We start from the raw sequence: 21,653 nt of genomic DNA on the forward strand, positions 1-21,653 counted from the left end.
TACACCAAGCTGTTTGAAATTGAGTTCTTGGGGCACGGAAAGCAACTAACCATAATGAGGACTATCGAATGATAGAAAATAGTTTTGCAATCACGGCAACCTTTATCGCCTACCTGATAATGATGCTAGCCATAGGTGCAATAGCCTATATGCGCACATCAAACTCAAGTGATTACTTCTTAGGCGGCCGCAGTTTAGGCCCTTGGCCTGCCGCGCTCTCTGCTGGTGCGTCTGACATGAGTGGCTGGCTGTTACTGGGCTTACCCGGTTACGCCTATGCCGCCGGTGTTGAAGCATTTTGGCTAGCAGGTGGTCTGTTACTCGGCACATGGGCTAACTGGCTGGTTAATGCTAAACGCTTGCGCACTTACAGCATTACAACTGATTCAATCACGTTGCCTGAGTTTTTATCACGTCGTTTTAATGACACATCGAAGCTGATTCAAACCATTTCTGCTTTTTTCATATTGCTGTTTTTCTTGTTCTACACCAGTTCAGGCTTAGTAGCAGGTGGGAAATTGTTTGAAACCGTTTTCGGTTTAGATTACAGCATTGCCGTCATTATTGGCACGGCTTGCGTGGTGTCCTATACCTTGTTTGGTGGCTTTTTAGCCGTATCTTGGACCGATTTAGTGCAAGGCTTGTTGATGTCAGCAGCACTACTTATTGTCCCCATTGCTGCATTAGATGGGGGCTTTGGCCAACTATCCAATGACTTGTCCGCCATCAATCCAGAATTGCTCACTTTGTGGAATGACGTCAAAGGCGAACCTCTCAGTGCCATTGCTATCATCTCTTTGGCAGCTTGGGGCTTAGGTTATTTTGGTCAACCGCATATTTTGGCGCGTTTCCAAGCCACCCGCACTAACAAAGATCTTGTTGTGGCACGTCGTATTGCGGTGATTTGGACAGCCCTTTCAATGACCGGCGCGATGCTCGTGGGACTAGTGGGCTTGGTGTATGTTAATTCAGGCACCATTGAGCTAGCCGATGGCGAAAAAATATTCATGATACTGGTTAACGCCATGTTCCATCCGGTGATTGCAGGCATTTTACTCGCCGCAATTTTAGCGGCCATCATGAGTACCGCGGATTCACAATTACTGGTTTCTTCTTCTGCATTGGCTGAAGACTTTTACAAACAAGTGGTTAAACAAAATGCGTCTACTGAAGAGATTGTTAAAGTTGGCCGCTTCGCGGTGATCCTTATCTCTTTAATTGCACTGGCTTTAGCCATGTCTCCCGATAGTTCAGTATTAGGTTTAGTCTCTTATGCTTGGGCAGGTTTTGGCGCGGCATTTGGTCCTGCACTGGTGTTAAGTTTGTACTGGCGTCGCATGAACCGTAATGGTGCGTTGGCAGGGATCATCATTGGCGGGGTAACGATCGTGATATGGAAACAACTTACTGGTGGTTGGTTTGACGTATACGAGATTGTTCCTGGGGTTATCTTTTCAACACTGGCCATTATTGGCGTAAGTTTAGCCACTGCTGAGCCTAACGAAGTGGTTAAAGCGCAACATGCCGATTTTGAGAAAAAACTGGTTGAATTTGAATAAATAACGCATTTAATTTAACCCAAAGTGGCGCCCTGTTGGGCGCTACTTTATTACTTTACCTCGCTGTGCCCCACTTCAATAACGAGAAACGGTTGCTTCTTCTACTGGAATAAAGAGCATGCCATCCATGATCTCCGCAGGTGTAACATATTGCGCAGCGCCACCGTGAAAAGCTAATTTAAACTTGCCAGAAAATATCAGGTTTGAACTGTTCGTTTCATTGAAGTCTATGAACGCATTGGGGATCCCTGCAGAGCCTAGCAAATAGTTGACCGTGTCTTTATCACGACTTATAGCAAATGCATCCTCTGCCCAAGTTTCATATTGCGGAACGTAAGGCGCATACATGCCGCCATTATCTATCACGCCCATTACATAACTAGTCATTTCAGGTTGCTGTTTTACCAGTGCTTGCGGCACCGTATGCTCAACTTTAGTAATATGAATGTTGTGCGACCAGATAGCAGTCTGTCCGCGAGTCTTAAACCAGACATCTCGAAGCCAACGTAAGTTATCTGCAGAGCGAACATCAGCCTTAGCATAATCTAAATCATTGACCTGCATTTGGGCGTGCCCTTGCATACCTTTAACGACTTGCAGCCAAAAACTGGCATATTGGCGAAAATTTCTTGGTGTTGTCGGATCATACTCCGGGATGACTTCCAGTTTAGCTTGTTGTTCAAGTACCTTTTCAAGGGCGACTAGGGCAGACATGAGTTGTTGATGTAAAGCTTGATTATGGTTGTAGGTCACATCCGGGTTGTGCCATGAGCACATCATCACTGGCGCAATAGTGTAAACATCCATTAAGTTGTCTACTGATAAGCTGCTGTCCGTCAAATACTGGTCAAGCTCTTGTAACATAATACTAGTTACGTCACCTTCTTTAACGAGGCAAGCAGGATCACTGTTTATTCTTGAATCAAACCCCGCCAGTATCAACGGTGAATTCACTTGGTCAAGATCGTTAATATAATTAACAATTTGCGATACACCTTTACTATGCCGCTGCATATACATAAAGTTTGCATGAGGCCCTGTGATGGCTTCAATTAAAGGTTGTTTGCCCGTTAAGTATTGCTCCCAAGCCACCAGTCCATCATAAAAACCCGCCTCAAATACAACAAGATCGAGTTTTCCTTCCTGATGCAACCCTTGCAAAATTCGACTTTTAATAAAATGCACGACAGAGCCATTATGAGATGGCTCGCCTAAGCTCACTAAATCATAATCTTTAACGCGATCGATAATAGGCTTTATATCGGTATTGTCTGAACTCATTTGCGTGCTGGTAATCTCACTGTATTCTAGACCAGCAATTTCTGTGAGCGTAGAGGTCGCATTCCCTCCTCCACCGCCACCACATGCAGCTAACACGATGGCACTACTTAACAGCATCAGTTTACATTTCATTTCTTACCCCCTGATAGAATACCCACAAAAAACATCATGACGTTTTTAGCGAAATAAGTCTGTGACCCACCGGGCAATAAAATCTAAAATATATAAAAGTCAATAAGTTGAAGCATTCATCACACTCACGCTCAGCCGTATGAACGAGAATGTTTTAGAACATAACTAAGTTGTTTGCGGGTATGTTGCTTAAAGGTTTCTAAAACGCAGTCGTTTTGTTAAGCGCACTGGGTTTACAGCCCTACCCGCACAAGTTGCCTTGACGAAAAAAGGCTGCAACAGTTTCACCTTTGTTAAAATAGCTAAACTTCTTCAAACTGATAGCTTTCTGGTACCACCACCACCCCTTTTTCTGAAATGTTAAACCGCTTAGCGTCTTCCGCTTTATTAATACCAATTTGAGTGTTGGCGGGAATATCAACATGCTTATCGATAATACAATTCGCAAGCTGACACCCCTTACCTACCCGCACCCCATCAAATAGAATACTGTCTACTATGGTTGCACCATCGTTGATCCTAACGTTGGTTGAAATAACCGACCGTTGCACTGAAGCTCCTGAATTAACCACGCCATTGGCGATAATTGAGTTAATAAAAATACCTTCGTTACCCGTATCAGAAGAAACCGTTCGCGCTGGCGGAAATTGCACTTCAAAGGTGCGTACAGGCCAGTCGGGTTGATATAAGTTCAAGGGGGGCACGGGCTCAAGTAAGTCCATATTGGCTTCATAAAATGAATCTATGGTTCCAACATCACGCCAATAACAATCTTTCGCGACCCTGCCTTTATCATTGCCAAATTGATAAGCATAAACACTCTCTCGATCAATCAGTTTTGGAATGATATCTTTGCCAAAATCATGGCTAGAATGATGATTCTCTGCATCTTCTATCAAAGCTTGAGTTAACGTGCTGATGTTAAAAATATAAACTCCCATTGATGCAAGGCTACGATCGGGATCGTTGGGCATGGTCGGTGGATTGCTAGGTTTCTCAACAAATGACACGATGCGCTGCTGGTTATCTATCGCCATCACGCCAAACTCTTTTGCTTCTTCTTTTGCAACCTCCATACAGGCAATGGTCAACTCTGCGTTATTCGCTTTGTGCTCTTCAAGCATTGGCGCGTAATCCATTCGGTAGATATGATCGCCAGACAGCACCACCACATACTTAGCACCACTGCGTGAAAGCAACCACAAGTTATGATAAATGGCATCGGCTGTGCCTTCATACCATTTACCACCTTTACGCATTTGCGGCGGGACCACGGTAATGTATTCACCCAGTTCAGGATTAAAAATAGACCAAGCGTCGCGTAAGTGTTTTTGCAATGAATGTGATTTGTACTGGGTCAACACCAAAATTCGGCGCAAGCCAGAATGCAAACAGTTGGTCAGAGTAAAATCAATAATCCGGTATTTACCGCCGAATGGCACTGCGGGTTTGGCACGATCATCGGTCAATGGGCTCAGTCTCGAACCCATTCCACCAGCTAAAACCACTGTTAGCGTATCTTGCATCTGTTCTCTCCCAAATATAGTGCAACAAAAATTAGCCATATTTAGAACATGGAGCAATATTTAAGCCAAAATACTACCTTTTGATTTATATAGATTTTTAAAAAATCACAGACAAGGCTGCACCATCATGAGGAGTACCGCTAAACCATTTGTGCATAAGTCGTGCACTGACTCTCTGCTAGCTTTACCCGTTAAACCTTATTTTTAAGCTTTGCTACAATATCGCTCGCAAGCACCACTCGTTGTGTTTTGGCAAGGGCGAAACCAAGACTCGCGTGCCAATTCACCCCAGCAACTGCTGCATCAAACGCAGATAAGCCTTGCGCCATTAAAGCGCCTATTATTCCCGCTAAGCAATCGCCCATACCTGCGGTGGCCATGGCTGGTGAACCGACGTGGCAGAATATTAGCTTTTTCCCCTTACATACTAATGTGCCCGCGCCTTTTAGCACCACCACAGTTTGATACTTTAAGCTTAACGCCAATGCCGCTGCTGCCCTATCTTGTTGCACGCAGTCAATCGACCAGTCGAGTAAATCAGCTGCTTCACCTTCATGGGGCGTTAACACCCAATTGGTTGCATTAAAATTAGCTACCTTTGCGATATATCTAAGTGCATCTGCGTCAAGCACCCCACGCCAAGTTGTTGAATGGTGATCGGGGTACACAAAAGGTTTCAGTACTTGAGTGGCATTTAAATCACGCCCTAAACCGGGACCTATTACCCAAACGGATTGACTGTCATGAAGATCGATATGATCTAACAACATAATTTCTGGTCGATGCGATACGCTAGCAGCAAAATAACGAGGGTCACAATGGATATACACTCTGCCCGCCCCAGCATTCAATGCGGCTTGAGTGGCTATCAACGCAGCTCCGGCCATATTCTGATGACCACCTACAACGCTGACCTCGCCATATTTACTCTTGTAAGTGTTACCAAAACGATTTGGTAGCACTACGGCAGAATTTCTCTTCCAGTCACCTGTCGATGTGATGCCTAAATTATCGAGTGTTAGCTGACCACAATAAGCAGGCCCATCACCAGTAAGTAAACCAGGCTTCCAAGCAATAAAGCTACGAGTGGCACTCGCATTAACAGCAACGGGCATGGCTTGTCCCGTATCAGCATCTAACCCACTGGGAACATCAACCGAATAAATGGTCGCAAACTGGCTATTTATCTGTTGCACCCAATGAATACACTGTGAACTTAAGGTGCTTGATAGGCCACTGCCAAACAAGGCGTCAATGGCGACATGCTCTGAGTTATCATCTAAGGTTTCAGGCAATTCAGACAGCACCCTGCCACCTGCATCGCGAAAACATTGCGCCGCACGCTCTGCATCAATCCCAGCCTTGGGCGCACCAAATGGGGCAATCAAGCTAACATTAACACCTGCGTCCAATAACAGCTTACCAATGTAATAACCATCACCACCGTTATTGCCGCAACCCACCACTATAGTTATCTTAGGTAAGGGGCTGTGTTTCCCTTGTTGATAAATAGAGGGGAAAAAGTGGCGCACAAAGCTTTCACTGGCACAAACCATTAGCGGCCAGGTCTCGCCGCCACGCTGGTTTGCCCATGCTTGTTCCGCTTGCTTAACCTGTAACGCACTGAGTACGGTGTCGTTTTTCACTGTCACTTCCCCTCTAGTCATATTGCTTAGTATAGTTACTGAACAGCGCTACGAGCTAAAATGTCACAAATACAACAACACTAAATCACAGCGCCAAACACTCAAAGCGCACTATGCTTAACATTAAACTACCAGTAAAACGAGGTCCCTATGAGTAACAAACCAACCCAAAAACATGGTCTAGCCATCGGTATTGATCGTATCGACCAACAAATATTTATGACCTTAACCGCCACGGGTAAATTAACCCACCAAGATTATGAGTTGATCACTCCCATGCTCGAGGCAGCGATAAAACAAGTGCCCAATGCCGATGTTAAAGTGCTGGCCGATATCAGTCAGTTTCAGGGCTGGGAGCTAAGAGCGGCATGGGACGATTTTAAGCTTGGCCTCAAACATGGAGCGCAATTTAGTAAAATAGCCATTGTTGGACATAAAGACTGGCAAGACTTGGCAGCTAAAGTTGGAAGCTGGTTTATTTCCGGTGAAATTAAAACATTTCATGACGAGCGCACCGCGTTATTATGGCTACATGCTAAAGCAGAATAATCAGACGGAGCCTAAATGACTCGATTTACCTTAAGTACTTGGCGCTATTTAATCCTTAGCCTTTGCTGTTTTATTGCAGCCTGCTCTGATAGCGGTCAGCAAATTAACTTAACCCGAGACAGTGTTGTTGTGGCTTTCGGTGATAGCTTAACCCAAGGGGTTGGCGCCAGTACCAGTGAAAGTTATCCAAGTATACTCAGTCAGCAACTCGGCATTACGGTTATCAACAAAGGAATTTCAGGTGAAACCAGTGCGCAAGGCTTAGCCCGTTTGCAAAGTATCCTTGACGAGACAGCGCCCGATTTAGTGATCCTTTGCTATGGCGGTAACGATCTATTACGTAAATTGCCTTTGTCCGCCTTAGCGCGCAACTTAGAGCAAATGATTAACCTGATCAAATCTTATCAAGCTGACATCATCTTAGTGGGTGTGCCTAAACCAGCGATTTTTTTAGAGCCCGTCCCTTTATATGAAGAGCTGGCCAAACGCCATCAGTTAGTCGCAGAGCTTAATGTATTAAGTGACTTGCTGGATAACAAAGCAATGAAATCCGATGCGGTGCATTTAAATAGCCAAGGCTATCAAGCATTCGCATCCGCGTTGGCCAAAAAAATACATATTATGTAACCTGCACATGGTTGTTACAGCCAAAACGTTAGTTTTGGCTTAGTCTGCTCCCTTCATCAAATCACCACAAAACGTTAACCAAACTGACTTATCTAGATAAGCTCACTGTCATATTTCCCCCTTAGTTTATAACCAAACCCAAGACGGAATTGAGTTATGAATAAGCAGGTCATCTCAGTACAACAACTGAACAAGCATTTTGCCAACAACCATGCCTTAAAAAATGTGGACTTAAGTGTTGAACAAGGGGAAATGGTTGCACTTTTAGGCCCATCTGGCTCCGGTAAGTCGACCCTTTTACGTCATTTAAACGGCTTAGTTTGCGGCGACAAAACCCTCAATGACAAACCAAGTAACGGTTATATTGAAGTGCTAGGTGTGCCAGTACAGAAAAACGGAAAATTTTGTAACACCGTGCGCGCCAGTCGCTGTCAAACTGGCTACATTTTTCAGCAATTCAACCTCGTTACCCGCCTAAGCGTGCTACAAAATGTGCTAATTGGCGGCTTAAACAGCACACCTCTATGGCGTAGCTTAACCGGACGCTTCACCTTAGCGCAAAAACAACAAGCCATGAACGCCCTTGAACGCGTTGGCCTCGCTGATTTTGCCTCACAACGGGTTTCTAACCTATCAGGCGGCCAGCAGCAACGCGTCGCTATTGCCCGCGCGTTAATGCAACAAGCCAAAATCATTCTCGCTGACGAGCCCATTGCTTCCCTAGACCCTGAATCATCTCGCATCGTGATGGACATTCTCAGTGACATCAATAAAAAAGAAGGCATAGCGGTAGTGGTGACCTTACACCAAGTTGACTACGCCGTTCGCTATTGCCCTCGCGTAGTGGCGTTAAAAAAAGGCGAAGTGTTTTTTGATGGGCCTAGTGAGCAGCTCGACCAAAGCACCCTTGCCGCCCTCTATGGATCCAAAGTCACGCCAACCAAAAGCATCGAAACAAACCAACCTGTACCACGACTCTGGGCTCAAACAGCCTAATTAAAAATAAAAAGGAAATGTTAGACATGTTAAAGCTGATCAAAAAAACCGCTATTGCCACCACCTTGATTGCAAGCGCTGCGACAACTACTGGCGTATATGCTCAAGAGCAAATGGACACCATCAACTTCGGTATCATTTCGACTGAATCGCAGCAAAACCTAAAAACCTCATGGCAGCCGTTTTTAGAAGCGATGGAGCAAAAGACCGGTTATAAGGTAAAAGCTTTTTTTGCTCCCGATTATGCAGGCATCATCCAAGGCATGCGCTTTAACAAAGTGGATGTGGCTTGGTATGGCAACAAATCAGCGATGGAAGCGGTAGACCGCGCTGGCGGTGAAATTTTTGCGCAAACAGTTGATGTAACAGGTAACCCTGGTTACTGGAGCGTGCTCGTTACCCATAAAGACAGCAAATTAAACAACCTCGCTGACGTGTTAGCCAATCGCCAAGACCTCATTTTTGGTAACGGCGATCCAAACTCTACCTCTGGCTTCTTAGTGCCTTCTTACTATGTTTTCGCAAAAAACAATGTCTCTGTTTCAGAATTTAAACGCTCAATGAACTCAAGCCACGAAGCTAACGCACTGGCCGCCGCGGCTAAGCAAGTGGATGTAGCCACAGGCAACACTGAAAACATGGATCGCCTTAAAGAGACGGCGCCAGACAAATTTGCTCAGCTGAAAGTTATCTGGAAATCACCGCTAATTCCTTCAGATCCTATCGTATGGCGTAAAAACTTACCTGAAAACGTCAAAGACAAGGTTTATGACTTCTTCATGAGCTATGGCACTACAGGTGATGCCAAAGAGTTAGCCATTCTTAAAGCGCTGCAGTGGGCACCGTTCAAAGCCTCTAGCGACCTACAACTGCTGCCTATTCGTCAATTAGTGTTGTTCAAAAACCGCATCCAAATCTCAAACGATACTGAGATTGATGAAGCGAAAAAAGCCACTCAATTGGCCGTTATCGACACCGAGTTAGCAGAGCTAACACGTCAACAAAATGCACTAACGGCAATGGCGCAGTAGTCCATCGCCAAACCAAAAGCTGAGCGTCAGCTCGGCTTTTTTAGACTTTAAGTTATCTAGACAAGTAAGGCAGTTATCATGAATTCAGCAGCCGCAGACCCTTTATCACCGCCACGTACGTCTTGGTTTACCTTGATCATGTGGGCACTCGTTATCGCCGTATTATCTTGGTCATGGCAAGGGGCAGAAATTGCACCAATGAAAATAGTCAAAGACGCCGGCAACATGGCCGAGCTTGCTGCTGACTTTTTTCCACCTGACTTTAAAAACATTTCTTATTACCTCGAAGAAATGTTGATCACCCTGCATATCGCACTATGGGGTACGTTATTTTCTATTATTTTGTCTGTGCCCCTAGGCTTAATGTGCGCTGAAAATATGGTGCCAGCTTGGGTTTATCAGCCTACCCGCCGACTGATGGACGCGGCGCGTGCCATTAACGAAATGGTCTTTGCCATGTTGTTTGTCGTCACCGTGGGACTGGGACCATTTGCCGGTGTAATGGCGTTATTTATTCACACCACCGGGGTACTGGCAAAATTGTACTCCGAAGCCGTTGAAGCCATCGACCCCGGCCAAGTTGAAGGGGTGCGAGCAACGGGCGCTAACAAGCTTGAAGAGATTGTTTATGGCGTGATCCCGCAAGTGTTACCACTGTGGATTTCATTTTCACTGTATCGCTTTGAATCCAATGTGCGCTCAGCAACAGTGGTCGGCATGGTCGGAGCTGGCGGGATTGGTGTGATTTTATGGGAAAGTATTCGTGGCTTTATGTTCCCGCAAACGTGCGCCGTGATGCTGATCATTATCGTTACCGTGAGTTTGTTAGATTTTGGCTCGCAACGTATTCGTAAACTCTTTATCTAACACTGATTAATCGAGAATTCAGATGGCACGTTATCAAGAAATCGCACTGAGTTTAGAGCAGGAAATAAGCCAAGCTTACCACGCTGGCCAATACTTGCCTGCCGAGCAACGCTTAGCCGAGCGTTATCAGGTTAATCGCCATACCTTGCGCCGCGCAATTGACGAGCTAGTAGGTAAAGGTTGGTTACTGCGCCAGCAAGGTAAAGGGGTAATGGTGCTCAGCAAGCCAGTGCGCTATCCCCTGCACGCTGGCGCTAAGTTTACCGACAACTTACTTAACATTGGCGCGGCGCCGACTAGCCAATTACTTAACTTATGTCGCGTTGATGCCAGTGAACGCATTAGCGAAGCGCTGCAAATACCGATTGCTAGCCAAGTGGTGCAACTAAAAACATTGCGCTTTATTGACGACACGCCAGTAAGCCTCGTGTTTCACCATTTTAAATTAGGTGAACATGAAATTGCCTTAGGCCGCTATCAAGAAGGTTCGGTGCATCAGTTTTTAAAACAGCATTGTCACATCACTCTTAAGCGTCAGCATACGGTTATTGGCGCGCAATTACCCAGTGCTAACGACAGTGCCTGCTTGCAAGTGCCCAGCAAAACCCCGCTACTGCGCTTACAAAGCATCAATGTTGATCAGCAACATCAGCCATTTGAATTTTCCGTTTCACACATTAGAGCTGAGCTGGTCGAGCTTAGCTTGGAGCATCCATTATGAGCGTTTCAACCCCAACAGAGACTACCAACATTAGTGCCAGACAGCATTGGCTCGCCGTCATCGCCAATGCACCGTACGAGCAACTATTACAACATTGGCAACAACTTGAGTTAGACCCGCCTTGCGAAGTGATCCGCCAACCTGAAATTGGTCTTGCCCGCATTCAAGGCCGCATTGGCGGTGCTGGTGAGCGCTTTAACTTTGCTGATACCACCATTACCCGCGCCGCAGTGCGACTAGAAGATGGCACCACTGGTTACGGCTATTTACAAGGCCGCCACAAACGCCATGCGCTACTTGGCGCCATTGCTGATGCTTTATTACAACAGCCTGAATACAACTTACGTTTACAGGCGGGGCTCATTCAACCTCTTGCCGAATTAATTCAACGCCAACAACGCCAAACCAGTGACCAAGCCACCGCCACTAAGGTGGACTTTTTCACTGTCGTCAGAGGAGAAGACGAATGAGCATTATCGCCCCCGGTTTTAGTCAGCCAGTTGAGCATAGCCAGTCGTGCTTTCGCCAAGTGCTCAAAGCCCTTAGCGAGCCTGGTCATATTGTGACCTTAGACAAGCACCTTGGCTTTGCGCCCCTGTGTGCATCCGCGACTCAAATACTGATGAGCTTATGTGACCAACATACGCCGCTGTATTTAAGTCCGCGATTAGAAGAAATAGACGGAGATGCCACCATCAATCAAGCGCAGCGCAATCTCACGTTTCATTGCAATACCAAGCCCAGCGCGTTAGTGAATGCCGATTTCGCCGTGGTCAGCCACAGTGAAGGAGTCAATATGGCAAAACTAAAATGTGGCACTGATACCAGCCCTGAATCAGGCACTACTTTATTAGTCCAAAGCAACGGCTTTGATCGCGGCCCAGAATTTAAATTAACCGGCCCCGGTATTGAGCATTCTCGCACCGTGCAACTTGGTAACTTAAGCCAAAGCTTAGTGGAATACCTGATTAATCCTTGCCACACCTACCCGCTAGGCATTGATATTTTGCTGTGTCACCAGCAGCAATTATTAGCCATTAGCCGAACCACCAAAGTGGAGTTAATCCCATGTATGTAGCAGTAAAAGGCGGTGAGAAAGCCATTGCCGCCGCGCACCAATTGCAGGCTAAGCGCCGCCGTGGTGATGTCAATATTACCGAGCTCAGCGTTAAACAAATAGAGCAGCAACTCAGCCTTGGGGTTGAGCGCGTGATGACCGAAGGCGGTATCTACGACCGCGAATTGGCCGCATTGGCCATTAAGCAAGCCAGTGGCGATCAGGTTGAAGCGATTTTTTTGCTGCGTGCATATCGCACCACCTTGCCAATGTTAACAACTTGTCAGCCTCTTGATTGTAAGAAAATGCGCGTGCAAAGACGTATTTCAGCCATTTACAAAGACTTACCCGGCGGACAGCAACTTGGTCCGACTTACGATTACAGCCATCGTTTATTAGACTTTAGCTTGTTAGCAGAAGGCGTGACGAATGATCACGAACCCGATCACGAAGCAGCTAAATCCGCCAGCGCGGAGAGCAATGCGGCGCCTTTTAGCAAGGTATTTGATCTATTAGCGCAACAAGGCTTTGCCGAAGCTGAATCGGACAGCGGTGAAATCCCAGCTGACATTACCGAGCAAGCGATCAGTTATCCTTGTTCACGCGCAGCCCGCTTACAGCAACTTAGCCGTGGCGATGAAGGGTATTTATTGTCATTAGCTTACTCCACCCAACGTGGTTATGGCCGTAATCACCCGTTTGCGGGTGAAATTCGCAGCGGCGAAGTGCCCATTGAAATTTGCCCCGAAGAGCTCGGTTTCAATATCGAGATAGGCAGCGTATTGCTAACTGAATGTGAAATGGTCAATGGCTTTATCAAACCAGAAGACGCGCCAGCGCACTTTACCCGCGGTTACGGCTTATCGTTTGGCTTTAATGAACGCAAAGCCATGGCCGTGGCGCTACTTGATCGCGCCTTACAAGCCAAGCAATACAACGAGCCGGTGGCAGGCCCCGCCCAAGATGAAGAATTTGTTTTAGCCCACGCCGACAACGTTGAAGCCGCAGGTTTTGTGTCGCACCTTAAACTGCCCCACTACGTTGATTTTCAATCGGAGTTAGAGCTACTTAGAAAAATGCAGCAACCTGCCCACGCAGAGGACTCTGCTGACAAACACCACAAGCAAAGCCAGGAGCACAATGATGCAGTCCTTTAATCAAATCGTTAGTGCCACTGAGCCTGAGCAAGACTATAACTTTGGTTATCTAGACGAGCAAACCAAGCGCATGATCCGTCGCGCCATTTTAAAAGGCGTCGCCCTACCCGGCTATCAGGTCGCGTTTGGTGGCCGAGAAATGCCCATGCCCTACGGTTGGGGCACGGGAGGCATCATGTTAAGTGCCTCTATTTTAGGTCAAGATGACGTATTTAAAGTGATTGACCAAGGCGCCGATGACACCACCAATGCGGTATCGATTCGTCAGTTTTTTGCCAAGGTATGCCACTTGGAAACCACCACAGAAACCGCCAAAGCGAGTGTGATCCAAACCCGTCACCGCATTCCAGAGCAACCATTGCGTAACGACCAAATATTAGTGTTTCAGGTACCAATCCCTGAGCCGCTGCGCTTTATCGAGCCAAGAGAAACCGAAACCAAAAAAATGCACTCGCTGGGCGAGTATGGCTCGATGCAAGTGAAGCTTTACGAAGACATCGTCAAATACGGCTACATCGCCACTAGCTATGCCTACCCCGTGATGGTGCATGGCCGCTATTTAATGGATCCCTCACCGATCCCTAAATTTGATAACCCAAAAATGCATCAATCAAATGCATTAATGCTGTTTGGCGCCGGTCGTGAAAAACGCATCTATTGCATTCCACCCTATACCGATGTGGCGAGCCTCGATTTTGAGGACCATCCCTTTAGCATTCAGCAATGGCAAGCACCCTGTAGTTTATGTGGCAGTGAAACAAGCTTTTTAGATGAAGTGCTCATCGACGATCAAGGTCAGCGCATGTTTGTTTGCTCTGACACCGATTATTGCCAAGGACAACTGGCAAAAAACGCAGCTGAGGAGGCGCTTCATGGATAATTTAGCCCAAGCATTACCCGCGCAATTCAACGACCCAGCCGAGGCGCCATTACTGCGCGCCGAAGGACTCAGTAAACTTTACGCACCCGGTAAAGGCTTTGAACCTGTGAACCTCAATTTATTTCCCGGTGAAGTATTGGCCATTGTCGGTGAATCTGGCTCAGGCAAAACCACCTTACTTAAAACCTTGTCAGGTCGACTTGAGCCACAGCAAGGCGAAGTCATTTATCAAGGCAATAGCCAAATGCCAGCAGCCAGCTTATATCAAATTTCAGAAGCGGCAAGGCGTCAGCTGATGCGAGCGGATTTTGGCATTGTCCACCAGCACCCAATGGATGGCTTACGACCACGAATTTCCGCTGGCGGTAATATCGGCGAGCGCCTAATGGAAGTGGGCGCGCGTAATTACGCCGACATTCGTCGCCAAGCATTGAACTGGCTAACGGCCGTAGAGATAGGCGCAGATCGCATTGACGACCTGCCCATTACGTTCTCAGGCGGCATGCAGCAACGCTTACAAATTGCTCGTAATCTGGTCACCCATCCTAAATTAGTGTTTATGGATGAGCCTACTGGCGGCTTAGATGTGTCGGTACAAGCGAGATTACTGGATTTGATCCGTAACCTGGTGACTGAACTTAATTTAGCCGTCGTCATAGTGACTCATGATCTCGCCGTGGCACGCTTGCTCGCTCACCGCATTATGGTAATGAAACAAGGTCAAGTCGTTGAAACGGGTCTAACCGACCGCGTGTTAGACGATCCACAACATGCCTACACCCAGTTACTGGTGTCATCGGTGTTGCAACAATAGCCACAAGAGAAGGAGTCACCTCATGGAACCTTTCATGGTTGCAAAAAACATTAACAAAACCTTCGTTTTACATAACCAAGGTGCGGCCAGCTTAGCGGTGCTGCAACAGCAAAACTTAGCCATTTATGCCGGTGAATGTGTGGTTCTCAATGGCAGCTCTGGCTCAGGTAAATCGAGCTTATTGCGCACCCTATATGGCAACTACCAAGTTGACCAAGGTGAACTATTGATCCGCCAGCCAGCTCATCAGCAAAGTGATCAAACTGAGTCAACCTGGCTTGATATGGCAACAGCCAGTCCGCGCCAAATAATCAAACTGCGCCAACAAACTATCGGCTGGGTGAGTCAGTTTTTACGAGTCATACCCCGTCTTTCAGCCCTTGATATCGTGATGCAACCACAACTTGAAAATGGCATACCACGTGAGCAAGCCAAGGAAAAAGCGCAGCATTTACTGCGTACATTAAATGTACCCGAACATTTATGGCAACTCGCACCGGCAACATTTTCAGGGGGTGAGCAGCAGCGGGTCAATATTGCACGTGGCTTTGCCGTTGATTATCCCTTGCTATTGCTCGATGAGCCGACCGCGTCACTCGACCAACACAACGCTGAGCAAGTCATCATGCTAATCAATCAAGCTAAAGCACGCGGCGCCGCCATTGTTGGCATTTTTCACGACACTTGGGTGCGAGACCAAGTCGCTGACCGCTTACATCACATGTCCAGTGGTACTGACTCAGCTGTCTATCAAAATCAAACTGAATTTCAATCAATTAGCGACCGCGTAGGATAATTTCATGATCATCACAAATGTAAAAATGGTACTGGCCGATCAAATCATCACCGGCTCATTAGAAGTGCGCGACGGTAAAATTTGCACTCTAAGTGATACGCAAAGTAGTCTAAGTAGCGCCATCGATGGACAAGGTGCTTTTCTACTGCCAGGGCTGATTGAACTGCACACCGATAATTTAGAAAAGTTTTTTACCCCAAGACCAAAAGTGAATTGGCCGGGCCATTCCGCCATGGCCAGCCACGATGCCTTAATGGTTGCCAGTGGTATTACCACGGTGCTAGACGCAGTCGCCATTGGCTACATTAACGATCAAGGCACCCGCTTGGCCAACCTTGACCGCATGTTAAGTACCATAGTCAGTACCCAGCAAGCGGGCCATAATCGCGCCGAGCATTTACTGCATTTGCGCTGCGAGCTACCCAATGCAGACACCTTTGAAACCTTTGAAACCTTAGTCAATAAATTTACCCCGCAATTTACCCAACAAGGCAAAGCCAAAAGCCCGATTGCCATGGTGTCGTTGATGGATCACACCCCAGGACAACGCCAATTCATTGATAGCGAAAAATACCGTACCTACTACATGGGTAAATATGGCTTAAATGTGCAAGAAATGGCCGCCTTTGAAGCCGAGCAAACCCAAGCTTCGCTGCTGTGGTCAGATAAAAACCGCCAAGCCATTGCCGCTTCAGCTCGCCGCCGTGGCTTTGCCCTAGCCAGCCACGATGATGCGACCGTTGCACACGCTCAAGAGTCTGCGGATTTGGGCTGTTGTATTGCCGAATTTCCCACCACAGTGGCGGCAGCTAAAGCTTCTCATGCGGCTGGCTTACAGGTAATGATGGGCGCACCGAACATTGTGCGCGGCGGGTCTCACTCTGGTAACGTGGCTGCAGCAACCTTGGCCAATGAAGGCGTATTGGATATTTTATCGTCGGATTACTATCCTGCCAGCATGCTCGATGCCGCCTATCAAGTGGCACTGGATAGCAATAATCAATACGACCTTTGCCAAGCCATTCAAATGGTGAGCAAAACGCCAGCGAAAGCATTGGCAATGGACGATCGCGGCTGCATCGAAGAAGGTAAGCGGGCAGATTTAGTGCTGGCAATGCCTAATGAAGATCGCCTACGAGTAATGCAAGTATGGCGCACAGGCGAACGGGTGTTTTAATGCACACAACTAGCCTCAGCGCAAACAATAGTGCAAGCGCTAACCACAGTGCCAAACTATTCTATCTGGTCGGCCCCTCTGGGGCTGGCAAAGACAGCTTAATCAATGCGTTGCGCAAGCAACCTTTAAGCTGTTCTTTGTATATTGCGCCCCGGTATATCACTCGGGCCCCAGATAGCACGGCGGAAGATCACATTGCCTTATCGCCAACCGAGTTCAGTGAACAAAAGCAACAAGGGTTATTTGCCATGCAATGGCAAGCCAATGGCTACCAATACGGCGTCGGCAATGAAGTTAACCGTCAACTCGATAATGGCGTCTCGGTATTGTTTAATGGCTCACGTGCACACATTTCATTGGCAAGGCAATTGTTTGGCGCTCGCCTGCGCATGATCGCGTTAGAGGTATCTGCTGACGTATTAGCCGAGCGGTTGCGCCGGCGCGGGCGTGAGTCTGAAGCCGAGATAATGGCAAGGCTAACCCGTAATCAGCATTACCAAAGCAGCTTACCGCTGGACTGTTGGCGCTTAGACAATAATCACAGCCTAACCGAGACCACTGCGCGGTTAATAGCCTATATCCAAAGCCAAACCACTGAGCAAAGTTTATCAAACCAGCAGCAACAGGAACTCTGTATACGATGAAATTTACCTTATTAGGCACCGGCAGTGTGCAAGGCGCGCCAGTTTATGGCTGTGAGTGTCAGGCTTGTCTCAATGCCCTTACCGAGCCTAGTTTGGCGCGTAAGTTGTGTTCCGGTTTACTTGAGGTTGAGGGTAAAACCTTGTTATTGGATGCGAATCATCCACGGCTGATGCAGCGCTTCCCCGCCGGTACCATTAACGCTATCTTGCTAACCCATTATCACATTGATCACGTACAAGCTCTGTTTGAGCTACGTTGGGGCTTAGCGCCCAACATTGCGGTTTATCACCCTAACGACCCAAATGGCTGCGATGATTTATATAAACACCCAGGCCTACTTGCATTTCAAGCGCCGAATCAACACGGCCAAACCTTTCATATTGATGGCTTAGACAAGCTCGCTATCACGCCACTGAATATGCAACATTCAAAACCTTGCCATGGCTATTTATTTGAATACCAAAACCATTGCTTGGCCTATTTAACCGACACGGTGGGCATTCCAGACGAGACTTGGCAAATACTGCTGGATAACTCCCCCAGCCACATTGTCATCGATTGCAATTACTCGCCTTTGGTTGAAAACAGCAACCATAACAATTTGCGCCAAGTATTAGCCTTAGCCAAGCAGCTACCACACTGCCATTGGCTACTGACTCATATTAGCCATGAGCTAGATTTGTATTTACTAAGCGCGACAGACCCCCTACCCGATAATGTCAGCGTTGGACATGATGACATGGCGTTAACTTTTAACTAAATCCAAGAGTATGATAAAGATGAATAGCAAAGTTGAACCAAGCGTAAAAGTAAATCAAGGCCAACCACTTTCCAGTGCGCCAAGTGTCCATGACAGCGCATCAATTCACAATTGCACCCTAGGCATTTGGACCGAAATTGGCGCCCGCAGTCTCTTAGACAATGTACAATTTGGCGATTACAGCTATGCCCAAAACGACGTTGACTTAGCCCTATGTGAAGTGGGTAAATTTGTCTCTATTGCGTCAAACGTCAGGGTTAACCCCAGCAATCATCCTTGGTGGCGACCCACCTTACACCACTTCACCTACCGGCCACAAAAATACGCCATGCCAGCCCCGGCAGAAAGCGGCGTTGACCCCGAAATTTTTAATTGGCGTGCTGCAAATAAGGTACATATTGGCCATGACGTATGGATTGGTCACGGCGCCATTATCATGCCGGGTATCACCATAGGTAACGGCGCCATTGTTGGCGCAGGCAGCATAGTGACTAAAGACGTGCCGGCGTGGCACATTGTGGTTGGCAACCCCGCCAAGGTGCTGCGGCCACGCTTTGAACAAGCAGATATAGGCCCGCGCTTAGATAAACTAGCTTGGTGGGATTGGCGCCATGAAAAAATCAGCACCGCACTGCCTTTATTCCAACAAGATTGCTTGGCGTTTTTAGCCCACTATGAATCAGTAGATAACCTCAGTTCTGTTTAAGCCTAATACAGCAAAATAAAGTATGTTTTACGGCAAAATTTCGTTTTCAGGGATGAAAACGCAAAGCTTATAGGGACATATTCACAGCGTTTTTGCAGAAAAACATACTATATTCGCTTATCCAAGATTCGGGTTAGATAGATAAGCAGCAAACACGGACCTGCTTTGACACCTTCGCCAAAGCGGTCGCTTTTAATTTTCCGTTAGCGCTTCACTCAACAAATCAATAAAACAACGCACTTTAGGTGACAAGTGTTTGCGGCTGGGATAAACCGCATAGACATTCACTTCCGGTTGAATAAATTCAGGGAACAACGCTTCAATTTGTTCATTAGCAAAGGCGGAATCTAAATAAAAGCCCGGTAGACGACAAATGCCCTGGTCGGCTAGCACCATGTCTAACTCGGCTTGACCATTGTTGCAGCGCATTTTTTCTTTTACATCGACACTAAAATGCTCCCCGGATTGCGAACTGAACTCCCAGCGCGTTGGATTTTTTAAATTGCTATAGCAAATACAATGGTGTTTATTTAATTCTCTAGGGTGATAGGGACGGCCTTGTTTTTCGAGGTAACCTTTCGATGCGATGACGTAAGCCTTAGTTTTAAAAATACGCTTACAAATCAAGCTCGACTCTGCCAATTGTGGTGTGGCGCGGATCGCTAAATCGTAACCATCAGCAATCACATCAATATGCTTATCACTTAAATCCAAATCCAGGCGTACATTGGGGTAAAGGTCCAAAAACTGAGCCAAAATGGGTTGCAGATAATGAGCGCTAAAACCTATCGGGCAACTGACCTTGAGCGTACCTTTAGGGTCAATACTGTTTTGTGTAATGGCGGCGATGGCGGACTCAGCATCCTGCAACAGCTGAGTACAATACTGATAATACGCTTCCCCTTCGGGTGTCAAGGCGATTGAGCGTGTGGTTCTATTTAATAAGCGAACCCCCAAACGCGTTTCCAGCTTAGTAATTTCCTTACTCACGTGGGAGCTGGAATGACCCAATTGCTCTGCCGCCGCGCTAAAACCTTGGCTCTTTACAACTTGCACAAATATTTCAATGCCTTCAAACAGCTTATTACTAGTCATATGGAAACAGTTAGTCCACTTTTACCGTATTAATCAATGAGAGTAACAGATATAGAATGAGTTTCATCAGTTCAAGACAGTTGACACCATTTTGTGACGCTGCGCAGAACATACAATAACGTCATCACATTTAGGAGCAATATCATGAAAGTATTAGCCTTTGCCGCAAGCAGTTCAAAACAGTCTATCAATAAACAATTGGCTAGTTATGCCGCCTCTTTGGTTAAAGATGCTGAAGTAGAACTGCTAGACATTAACGATTACGAAATGGCGATTTACAGTAGCGACCGTGAAAATGAGACCGGTATTCCATTAGCCGCCCAACAATTCTTCAAAAAAATCGGCGCGGCAGACGCCATCGTTATTTCATTTGCTGAGCACAACGGCTCCTATACTGCCGCTTATAAGAACTTATTTGATTGGACTTCACGCATTAACATGAAAGTGTTTCAAGGTAAGCCGGTGATCATGCTTGCTACTTCACCAGGCCCAGGCGGCGCGCAGTCAGTGCTTAATGCGGCCACAACATCAGCGCCCTATTTTGCTGCCGATGTTAAAGGGAGCCTATCCATTCCAAGTTTTTACGACAATTTCGATCTTGATACACAACAACTAACGTCACCCGAATTATTCGATAAACTTGCATCAGTAATGGCGACGTTAAATTAATCAACCCAAGTCCCCTCTAAGAGGGGAAACTAAACTTGCTATTTGAGAGCGCTTATCATTAAATAACAACCCGTTATTGAAAGTGTTAAGGCAAGTGACATAATGAAAATAAAGTTAATCGCAGTGCTCATCAGCGTGTTTGGTCTCACCGCGTGCAGCAGTTTCGTTAGTAACAAGGTTGGTAAAAATACGGTTTCAAGTAGCTTGGTTGACTTTTTATACCCCGACCCCGAAAGCCGCACTCAACACCAGCCAGAATTACCCGTGCTCACGTTACCGGTCAAGGTGGGCATCGCCTTTGTGCCACCAACGGGCTATAGCCGTAACCCCATTCATGAAAAAGACCAAATAGCATTGCTCAATACAGTTAAATCATCATTTACAGGTTATGAATATATTGACCACATTGAAGTGATCCCAAGTACTTATCTGCAAGGTGGCCAAGGCTTTACCACCCTTTCACAGGTGGGAAGGCTATATGATATCGACGTTATTGCACTGGTCTCTTACGATCAAGTGACGCAATCACTGGAAAACAACGCCGCCCTGCTTTATTGGACCATTGTTGGCATGTATATGATCCCCGGCAATCAAAACTCAGTGCAAACCTTTGTCGATACCGCTGTATTTGATATTAACAGCCAAAAAATGCTGTTTCGCGCACCAGGTGTAAGCCAACTAGAGCGTTTAAGTACCGCCATTGGCGTTGACGATACCCTTAATGACAAATCACGCGAAGGCTTTAGCTTAGCCGTTGCAGACATGACTAAAAACCTAGACGCTGAACTCGCGCGCTTTAAAACCCGAGTAAAAGAAGAAAAAGTCGCGAAAATAGAACACAGCGACGGCTACAGTGGCGGCGCCATGGGTTGGTTGATCATGCTAATGCTCCTAGTAGGAGTCGTAAGAAAATTTAGCAGATAATTGCACGCTAGCTATCACTAATACAAGAACATGAGTTT

Annotated in this window: 23 protein-coding genes; 19 read left to right on the plus strand and 4 right to left on the minus strand. The window is 46.7% G+C overall.

Translation table 11 applies throughout. The features are described 5' to 3' along the window. Positions 1-68 precede the first annotated feature (68 nt). Positions 69-1,559, plus strand: a complete 1,491-nt coding sequence (putP, locus tag K1M91_RS08645; RefSeq protein ID WP_232801345.1) for a sodium/proline symporter PutP — start codon at positions 69-71, stop codon at positions 1,557-1,559. A gap of 75 nt (positions 1,560-1,634) precedes the next feature. Here putP and K1M91_RS08650 read toward each other — a convergent pair whose 3' ends face one another. The 3 genes from K1M91_RS08650 to K1M91_RS08660 all read right to left on the minus strand — a co-directional run bounded on the left by K1M91_RS08650 (position 1,635) and on the right by K1M91_RS08660 (position 6,144). Continuing rightward, positions 1,635-2,972, minus strand: coding sequence for an erythromycin esterase family protein (locus tag K1M91_RS08650; RefSeq protein ID WP_232801346.1), 1,338 nt, complete (start codon positions 2,970-2,972; stop codon positions 1,635-1,637). Positions 2,973-3,274: 302 nt separating this feature from the next. Next, a complete protein-coding gene (glgC, locus tag K1M91_RS08655) occupies positions 3,275-4,498 on the minus strand; it encodes a glucose-1-phosphate adenylyltransferase (RefSeq protein WP_232801347.1) in 1,224 nt (407 codons plus the stop codon). A gap of 191 nt (positions 4,499-4,689) precedes the next feature. After that, complete coding sequence (locus tag K1M91_RS08660; protein WP_232801348.1) at positions 4,690-6,144, minus strand: NAD(P)H-hydrate dehydratase; 1,455 nt, start codon at positions 6,142-6,144, stop codon at positions 4,690-4,692. Between the two features lie 150 nt (positions 6,145-6,294). Here K1M91_RS08660 and K1M91_RS08665 point away from each other — a divergent pair, with 150 nt between their 5' ends. The 16 genes from K1M91_RS08665 to K1M91_RS08740 all read left to right on the plus strand — a co-directional run bounded on the left by K1M91_RS08665 (position 6,295) and on the right by K1M91_RS08740 (position 18,927). Continuing rightward, positions 6,295-6,693, plus strand: a complete 399-nt coding sequence (locus tag K1M91_RS08665; protein ID WP_232801349.1) for an STAS/SEC14 domain-containing protein — start codon at positions 6,295-6,297, stop codon at positions 6,691-6,693. Positions 6,694-6,708: 15 nt separating this feature from the next. Further along, positions 6,709-7,320, plus strand: a complete 612-nt coding sequence (locus K1M91_RS08670) for a GDSL-type esterase/lipase family protein (protein ID WP_232801350.1) — start codon at positions 6,709-6,711, stop codon at positions 7,318-7,320. 156 nt (positions 7,321-7,476) lie between these two features. After that, on the plus strand, positions 7,477-8,316 hold the full coding sequence (phnC, locus tag K1M91_RS08675) for a phosphonate ABC transporter ATP-binding protein (RefSeq protein ID WP_232801351.1): 840 nt from the start codon (positions 7,477-7,479) through the stop codon (positions 8,314-8,316). A gap of 26 nt (positions 8,317-8,342) precedes the next feature. Further along, positions 8,343-9,347 carry a phosphonate ABC transporter substrate-binding protein gene (gene phnD, locus K1M91_RS08680; protein ID WP_232801352.1) on the plus strand — a complete coding sequence of 335 codons (1,005 nt, stop codon included), beginning with the start codon at positions 8,343-8,345 and terminating at the stop codon, positions 9,345-9,347. Positions 9,348-9,425: 78 nt separating this feature from the next. Next, positions 9,426-10,214 carry a phosphonate ABC transporter, permease protein PhnE gene (gene phnE / locus K1M91_RS08685; protein ID WP_232801353.1) on the plus strand — a complete coding sequence of 263 codons (789 nt, stop codon included), beginning with the start codon at positions 9,426-9,428 and terminating at the stop codon, positions 10,212-10,214. A gap of 22 nt (positions 10,215-10,236) precedes the next feature. Next, positions 10,237-10,935, plus strand: a complete 699-nt coding sequence (gene phnF / locus K1M91_RS08690) for a phosphonate metabolism transcriptional regulator PhnF (RefSeq protein ID WP_232801354.1) — start codon at positions 10,237-10,239, stop codon at positions 10,933-10,935. Next, the gene (gene phnG, locus K1M91_RS08695; RefSeq protein WP_232801355.1) at positions 10,932-11,405 is read left to right on the plus strand and encodes a phosphonate C-P lyase system protein PhnG; all 474 of its coding nucleotides are present in this window, start codon (positions 10,932-10,934) and stop codon (positions 11,403-11,405) included. The genes phnF and phnG overlap by 4 nt, the downstream gene beginning before the upstream one ends. Next, the gene (phnH, locus tag K1M91_RS08700; RefSeq protein WP_232801356.1) at positions 11,402-12,013 is read left to right on the plus strand and encodes a phosphonate C-P lyase system protein PhnH; all 612 of its coding nucleotides are present in this window, start codon (positions 11,402-11,404) and stop codon (positions 12,011-12,013) included. Before phnG ends, phnH begins: the two co-directional genes overlap by 4 nt. After that, complete coding sequence (locus K1M91_RS08705) at positions 12,004-13,149, plus strand: carbon-phosphorus lyase complex subunit PhnI (protein WP_232801357.1); 1,146 nt, start codon at positions 12,004-12,006, stop codon at positions 13,147-13,149. Before phnH ends, K1M91_RS08705 begins: the two co-directional genes overlap by 10 nt. Then, positions 13,133-14,029, plus strand: a complete 897-nt coding sequence (locus K1M91_RS08710) for an alpha-D-ribose 1-methylphosphonate 5-phosphate C-P-lyase PhnJ (RefSeq protein WP_282561113.1) — start codon at positions 13,133-13,135, stop codon at positions 14,027-14,029. Before K1M91_RS08705 ends, K1M91_RS08710 begins: the two co-directional genes overlap by 17 nt. Continuing rightward, a complete protein-coding gene (gene phnK, locus K1M91_RS08715; RefSeq protein ID WP_232801358.1) occupies positions 14,022-14,843 on the plus strand; it encodes a phosphonate C-P lyase system protein PhnK in 822 nt (273 codons plus the stop codon). The genes K1M91_RS08710 and phnK overlap by 8 nt, the downstream gene beginning before the upstream one ends. A 22-nt stretch (positions 14,844-14,865) precedes the next feature. Beyond that, complete coding sequence (phnL, locus tag K1M91_RS08720) at positions 14,866-15,639, plus strand: phosphonate C-P lyase system protein PhnL (protein WP_232801359.1); 774 nt, start codon at positions 14,866-14,868, stop codon at positions 15,637-15,639. A gap of 4 nt (positions 15,640-15,643) precedes the next feature. Beyond that, entirely contained in the window at positions 15,644-16,816 is a 1,173-nt protein-coding gene (phnM, locus tag K1M91_RS08725) for an alpha-D-ribose 1-methylphosphonate 5-triphosphate diphosphatase (RefSeq protein ID WP_232801360.1), read from the plus strand. Then, positions 16,816-17,460 (plus strand): ribose 1,5-bisphosphokinase, encoded by a 645-nt coding sequence (phnN, locus tag K1M91_RS08730; RefSeq protein ID WP_232801361.1) that lies wholly within the window; start codon positions 16,816-16,818, stop codon positions 17,458-17,460. Before phnM ends, phnN begins: the two co-directional genes overlap by 1 nt. Further along, positions 17,457-18,221 carry a phosphonate metabolism protein PhnP gene (gene phnP, locus K1M91_RS08735; protein ID WP_232801362.1) on the plus strand — a complete coding sequence of 255 codons (765 nt, stop codon included), beginning with the start codon at positions 17,457-17,459 and terminating at the stop codon, positions 18,219-18,221. The genes phnN and phnP overlap by 4 nt, the downstream gene beginning before the upstream one ends. Positions 18,222-18,240: 19 nt before the next feature. Continuing rightward, positions 18,241-18,927: a DapH/DapD/GlmU-related protein gene (locus K1M91_RS08740; protein ID WP_232801363.1), complete on the plus strand. Its 687-nt coding sequence runs from the start codon at positions 18,241-18,243 to the stop codon at positions 18,925-18,927. 192 nt (positions 18,928-19,119) lie between these two features. Here K1M91_RS08740 and K1M91_RS08745 read toward each other — a convergent pair whose 3' ends face one another. Further along, complete coding sequence (locus tag K1M91_RS08745) at positions 19,120-20,022, minus strand: LysR family transcriptional regulator (RefSeq protein WP_232801364.1); 903 nt, start codon at positions 20,020-20,022, stop codon at positions 19,120-19,122. 144 nt (positions 20,023-20,166) lie between these two features. Here K1M91_RS08745 and K1M91_RS08750 point away from each other — a divergent pair, with 144 nt between their 5' ends. Continuing rightward, complete coding sequence (locus K1M91_RS08750; protein WP_232801365.1) at positions 20,167-20,691, plus strand: NAD(P)H-dependent oxidoreductase; 525 nt, start codon at positions 20,167-20,169, stop codon at positions 20,689-20,691. A 102-nt stretch (positions 20,692-20,793) separates the two neighbouring features. Next, positions 20,794-21,615 carry a rhombotarget lipoprotein gene (rhlP, locus tag K1M91_RS08755; protein WP_232801366.1) on the plus strand — a complete coding sequence of 274 codons (822 nt, stop codon included), beginning with the start codon at positions 20,794-20,796 and terminating at the stop codon, positions 21,613-21,615. Positions 21,616-21,653: the final 38 nt, after the last annotated feature.

Origin of the sequence: Motilimonas sp. E26 (assembly GCF_021278025.1) — a bacterium.
Lineage (GTDB): Bacteria > Pseudomonadota > Gammaproteobacteria > Enterobacterales > CBDFNC01 > Motilimonas.